Consider the following 5,949-nt stretch of genomic DNA (forward strand, 5'->3'; position numbering starts at 1 on the left):
CTTCATCTCCTTTGAGGATAAGTTGATGCGTCTATTTGGTTCTGATAGAATGGCTAGGATCCTTTCTACTATGGGACTAAAGGATGACGATATGCTCGAGAGCAAGCAACTATCCAAGCAGGTAGAGAACGCACAGAAGAAAGTAGAGGAGAATAACTACGGAGTCCGTAAGCATCTGCTTGACTACGACGACGTAAAGAATGCACAGCGTAAGGTCATCTACACCCGTCGTAATCACGCTCTGATGGGCGAGCGTATTGGCCTAGACGTGCTCAACACCCTTACCCAGACGGCAGAAAGCCTTACCGATGGTGCTCCAGATATACCTTTTGAGGAGTTCAAGCAAAGCGTCTTCAAGGCCTTCTCCACCGAGCTACCAATTACCGAGGAGCAGTACAGGCGTAGCAATCCAGACCAGTTGGTAGATGCCATCATGGAGGAGGTGATTGCCAACCTCAAGCGTCGCTCGGAACGTATGGCCGAAGTGACCTATCCTGTACTCAAAGCCTTCTACGATCAGCACGGCGATAATGTAGAGCGCATCGCTATACCAGTGACCGATGGCCGACTAGGCTACAACGTAGTCACCAACCTCAAGGAGGCGGTAGAGACCGAGGGCAAGAGTGTTGCCAAAGCATTCCAAAAGACCATCCTTCTCTACACCATTGATGAGGCATGGGAGCGTCACCTACTCGCCATGGACGAGCTACAGAATGCGGTCCGCAACGTTTCTTATGAAAATAAAGACCCACTAGTTATCTTCAAGGTAGAGGCTTACGAATTATTCCGCTCTATGGTGATAGAGATGAATCAAAAGGCCTCTGAGATAATCATGCGTGGCCACGTCAATATCGCTCCGCAGCAAGAGGATGAGCAGCGTAGAGTAGAAGTGCGTGAGCAGCGTGAAGATCCACTAGCCAATAGACGCAGACGCTATCAAGAGCAAAAGGACGACTATGAGGCAGCACAGCAAGCACGCTATGAGGCTGGCCAAGCCGCAAGCCAACAACCTCAAAAGCAGCAGCCATATATTGCGGAGCAAAAGATTGGTCGCAACGATCCATGCCCTTGTGGAAGTGGTAAGAAGTTCAAGAATTGTCACGGCCGCAACCTTTAATAGATAGATAAGCTATGATACATTCCATGACAGGCTTCGGAAAGGCCGAAGCCTCCACCTCCACCCAGAAGATCGTCGTAGAGATTAGATCTATCAATAGCAAGCAGGCCGATATCAGTCTCCGCTTTCCTCAGGAGATACGCCATATAGAGCTAGCAGCACGCAAGAGAGTTATCCAAAAGCTACAGCGTGGCAAGATTGATATCTTCATCAGCCTTGAACAGCTACATACGGAGCCCAGCCTACAGCTCAATAGCGAGTTGGGTCAGAAGTACTGGCAACTACTTAAGGAGTTTAGCGAGGAGACCACCATTCCACTGCCTACCGACCCCTTGCGTATGGTACTCAATATGCCAGGGGTAATGAACACCGAGAGCTCCACCTCCGAAAAAGAGACTGAAGACCTCGAGAATATCACCATGCAGGCGATTGAGGAAGCGTGTGATAAGCTCAATGAATTTAGACTACAAGAGGGCAAGTCGCTCTACGATGGCTTTATGAAGAATGCCAAGACCATCGCACAGCTCCTTGATAGTGTAGATCCATACGAAGCTGAGCGAATTACCGAGATTCGGCAAAGGATAGAAGAGGGGCTAAGCAAGTATGTTGATATCGAGTACGACCGCTCTCGCTTGGAGCAAGAGATGATCTACTACATTGAGAAGCTAGATGTGAATGAGGAGAAAAATAGGCTTCGCAACCACATCAAGTACTTCATCGAGACCCTCGATCACGAGGAGGTAGGTCAGGGACGCAAGCTCGGCTTTATCGCACAAGAGATGGGCCGAGAGATCAATACCCTAGGCTCCAAGAGCAACCACGCCACGCTCCAACAGATTGTGGTTAAGATGAAAGATGAATTAGAGCAGATCAAGGAACAAGTCCTCAACGTACTCTAACAATCGACACCATACCTATTATATAGCACTATGTCTGGCAAACTGATTATATTCTCCGCCCCTAGTGGCTCAGGGAAGAGTACCATCATCGACCAATTGACCAGCAAGCACGGTCTCCGTGGACACTTCTCCATATCAGCAACCTCCAGAGCCCCTCGTGGAGAGGAGCAAGATGGTATTCACTACCACTTCCTCTCCACAGAGGAATTTAAGCAACGCATCGACCTAGGAGACTTCCTCGAGTACGAGGAGGTCTACGAAGGTTGCTTCTACGGAACGCTTAGGAGCGAGATAGATGATACCCTCGCACGAGGCGAGACCGCACTACTGGATATCGACGTTAAGGGAGCACTCAATATTAAGAAAGCTTACGGTGACCAAGCACTCACCCTATTCATACAGCCTCCAAGTATCGATACCCTTCGGCAGCGATTGGAATCGCGAGGCACCGACTCCCCCGAAAAGATAGCGGAACGACTCGCCAAGGCAGAGACCGAACTGAGTTACGCCCCACTCTTTGATCGCAAAATCATCAATGACCAGCTCGACGTGGCATGCCACGAAGCAGCAGAGATCATTCAGCGGTTTATTGAAGAGGAGAGGCGAGTACTACTTTTCCCCGGATCATTCAACCCTATGCATGTCGGGCACCTCTCACTTGCCAATTATTTGGTAGAGAAGTACTCCGATCGCTTCGATGAAGTGTGGTTACTCCTCACACCCGCCAGCCCCTTTAAGGAAGATCGCACACAGCTCCCCACCCCCTTTAGGGCAGAGTGGATTCAGCTCCTGATCCAGCATTACCCCAAGCTACGCTTGTCACAAGAAGAGGAAGAACTCACCCCGCCCTACTACACCATCAATACCATACGGCATCTCAAGGGAAAGTATCCAAAGACCTCCTTTACCCTCCTAATCGGTGGGGATAGCCTCCTCACCCTTCCCAAGTGGCACAAAGCGGATAAACTCCTCCAAGAGGTCCCCATCATCGCCTACCCACGCCCAGGATATAGCGTTGAAGAGGCTCCTCGGGAGGTGAGCGAAAAAGTAGAAGTCCTCAAAGAGGTTCCGACCTTTCATATCTCCAGCACCCGAATCCGTCGGATGCTACTAGAGGGCAAGGCACTCCCCTACCTCCTCGCCACAGAACTCACCCACCCCCTCTACCGAGAGCTCCACTTCCAGCTTCTCCAGCTACAGCATTAAGTTAAAAGAGTCCCCAGCCATTGAAGTGTGGCTGGGGACTCTTTTTTTTATGAGGACATTACGAGAAGGCGATCTACTCTACTGTTAATGGCAGTATAGATTTATCCGTCTCACAAAGGTTCCTAGGCTTGTGGGAATGGCTTTCACGATCACCGAGCCAATCAGTGATAATACCCCTCTCTAAGTCCACAAAAAACCTCCATGCTAGTAGGGTAAAAGTTGAGATGCAACTAAGCAATCGGCGAGTTGCAACTAAGCAATTGACGAGATGCAACAAAGCAAATGCTTAGTTGCATCTCGGCTGATGCCTTTATATAGCACTGAACTCTAATCGGTTATAAAAGGGGGTACCGTGACCTTTTTTAGACAGCTTTTCACCATATCTCACAGCTTGAAATTTCAGAGAGGGAGAAATGGTTATTTTAATATGTTAGCCTGCCCACGATGTGTTAAAAGCTTGTAAATGCGGTGGTTATTTGGTAAGTTTGTAGAGCATTTGGTAAAGTTGTGCCCCTAATCCTTGCCTTTATTGGAATAGTAAGCTACCATTTTGCCACCATGCTCACCATTCATATACATAATGCTCTCCCTTATAGAGAGAGGGGTGCTTAAATATCAACATAAATAGAAGTCAATGTACAGAATCATCGCCATTCGCACTTATCTCGTGGTAGGACTCCTATCGGTGCTATCGTGGGTGGGGTGTCAGCGACAGAGGGAAATAGATGAGCCTGAGGCTCGTAGCGAGATACAGTTTCATGCCTTTGTCAATCAGCAATTGAAAGGAGCCGACGAGACCCTCTCTACATTAGCAAAGAGTGGCTTTAATATCCGAGCTTACGGACAGGGGCAGCTCTACTTCGAGGATCGAGTGACTGCCACCGATCCCAGTGCTGGCACTGGCGTTTGGAATACTGCGAGTACCCATATATGGCCAAGCTATGAACTGGACTTTATTGGGTATAATGGCTTAGGCAACTATGGCACATTGGACTTAGAGGCTATAAACAAGAGCATTAAGCTAAGCACCCCTGAGCAGGTGGAGAAGCAGGTAGATCTCCTTGTAGCACGCACCAAGGGGCGAGTAACTGAGCACGGCACAGATGGAGTACCGCTTTACTTTAGGCATCTTCTCTCACAGCTCTCTGTGCAGGCGATGAATAGCAATGAAGCCTACAAGGTCGAGGTAGTTGGCGTAAAGATCGCACGCATACGATCTAAAGCTACTTTGACTCTTCCTACCGAGATAAAGCTCAGCGAGGAGCTCACTAGCTACACAGATTTAAGCACTCCTAAGAGCTTCGGACTAGCTACTCCCGAGGTGATTACACTTGGGGAGACTCCTCAGTGGATTGGCAATAGTGCCAAGGGCAACTTTATGCTCATTCCGCAGCCGATTACGGCGTGGAATAGAGCAGAGCAAGCTGGGGGAGCGACAGACAACGAAGGGACCTATCTCGGACTATTGCTTAGGATTACCACGCCTGCAGGGGCTCAATACTATCCACTCGAGGAGGGAAAGTATGCCTATGCTACGGTACCTCTCTCCCTGCCTGAAGGATTGAAGCCTGGGATGCACTATATGGCGACACTAGACTTTAGTAAGGGAGCAGGCTATCAAGAGCCAGAGCTGGGTAAGGGCGTTCCTACCGACTTGCCCGCGGGCGTAGAGGTAAGCACTCGGCCGTGGGGCGGAATGGAGAAGCCAGGCGAACCGATACTAGGTGGAGCGATTGGATTTGAGATATCACTGGAGCCTTGGAAAGAGAAAGGCATCGACCTTCAGCTGGAAGCTGATCAGCGAAAGCCTATCACAATGCAGTATGGTAGCAAACGGATGGAATTCTCTATTCCCAAGGAGGCTACCGAACTGAAGGAGAGCGTTATTCCTAAAGTAAAAATGCCTGGACGGAAGTTCATCAGATGGGAAGACGGCAAGGGGAATCCGATTACGTTCCCTTACCATCTCACCAGCGACTTTGTGCTCACGGCCAAATTGGAGTCGTACTATGCGACGCTAGTGGTGACACAGGGCTTCCAATTCAAGAACGATCAAACAACCAACAATAAGCGATTGGAGCTGACCGAAGAGGGTTACTTGCCAGTGTTACCTGAGCTAGAGCCAGTGAAAGGTACAATCTTTAAGCCTCAAGACCCTCGGGGCTTTGTAGGGTGGACTAAGGATACCCATCCGACCATCAACTCAGAAGTGGTATCTATGGAGACTGTTTTTGATAGCAATGTAGAGCTGTATGCCATTCTTACCTCAGGAGTATTCTCTAGTACTACTGGCAGTGAACTATTCTATGTCCCTGGTACCGGTGGAACTCGCCCAGAGCATTTTACCTTCAAAGGAGGTGTCAGCACCGCACGAAGCACTCTGAGATCAACGCCAGAGGGGATCAAGATACAAAATCTCTACGTGGCAAAGCACCCAATTACTCAGGCTGAGTATCAGCTGGTGATGGGCAGTAACCCTTCCTACTTTACCGACCCAGACCAATCTCGGTTCGCTGGCAATAACTTTAAGGGAGTTCTGCGTGCCAATGCTGGTGAAAGACCTGTAGAATCGGTCACTTGGATGGACGCCATACATTTCTGCAATCAACTGAGCAAAAAGGATGGCTTAACCCCCGTCTACACCATCACAGGTGACACCCCCGAGCAGGTGACACGCGACCCCAATGCCAATGGCTACCGTCTCCCCACCGAGGCAGAGTGGATATG

4 protein-coding genes are annotated in these 5,949 nt (G+C 49.5%); all 4 read left to right on the forward strand.

Going from position 1 to position 5,949, the window contains the following annotated elements:
• The coding region (locus QVO39_RS08460) for an SEC-C metal-binding domain-containing protein (protein ID WP_288171952.1) at positions 1 to 1,117 on the forward strand (1,117 nt) is incomplete at its 5' end.
• A 14-nt stretch (positions 1,118 to 1,131) separates the two neighbouring features.
• Complete coding sequence (locus tag QVO39_RS08465) at positions 1,132 to 2,016, forward strand: YicC/YloC family endoribonuclease (protein WP_021903802.1); 885 nt, start codon at positions 1,132 to 1,134, stop codon at positions 2,014 to 2,016.
• Between the two features lie 30 nt (positions 2,017 to 2,046).
• Complete coding sequence (gmk, locus tag QVO39_RS09155) at positions 2,047 to 3,222, forward strand: guanylate kinase (protein WP_021903803.1); 1,176 nt, start codon at positions 2,047 to 2,049, stop codon at positions 3,220 to 3,222.
• 634 nt (positions 3,223 to 3,856) lie between these two features.
• The coding region (locus QVO39_RS08480) for a fimbrillin family protein (protein ID WP_288171953.1) at positions 3,857 to 5,949 on the forward strand (2,093 nt) is incomplete at its 3' end.

Source organism: Porphyromonas sp. CAG:1061, assembly GCF_000435035.1.
In the GTDB taxonomy this organism is placed as follows: domain Bacteria; phylum Bacteroidota; class Bacteroidia; order Bacteroidales; family Porphyromonadaceae; genus Porphyromonas_A; species Porphyromonas_A somerae.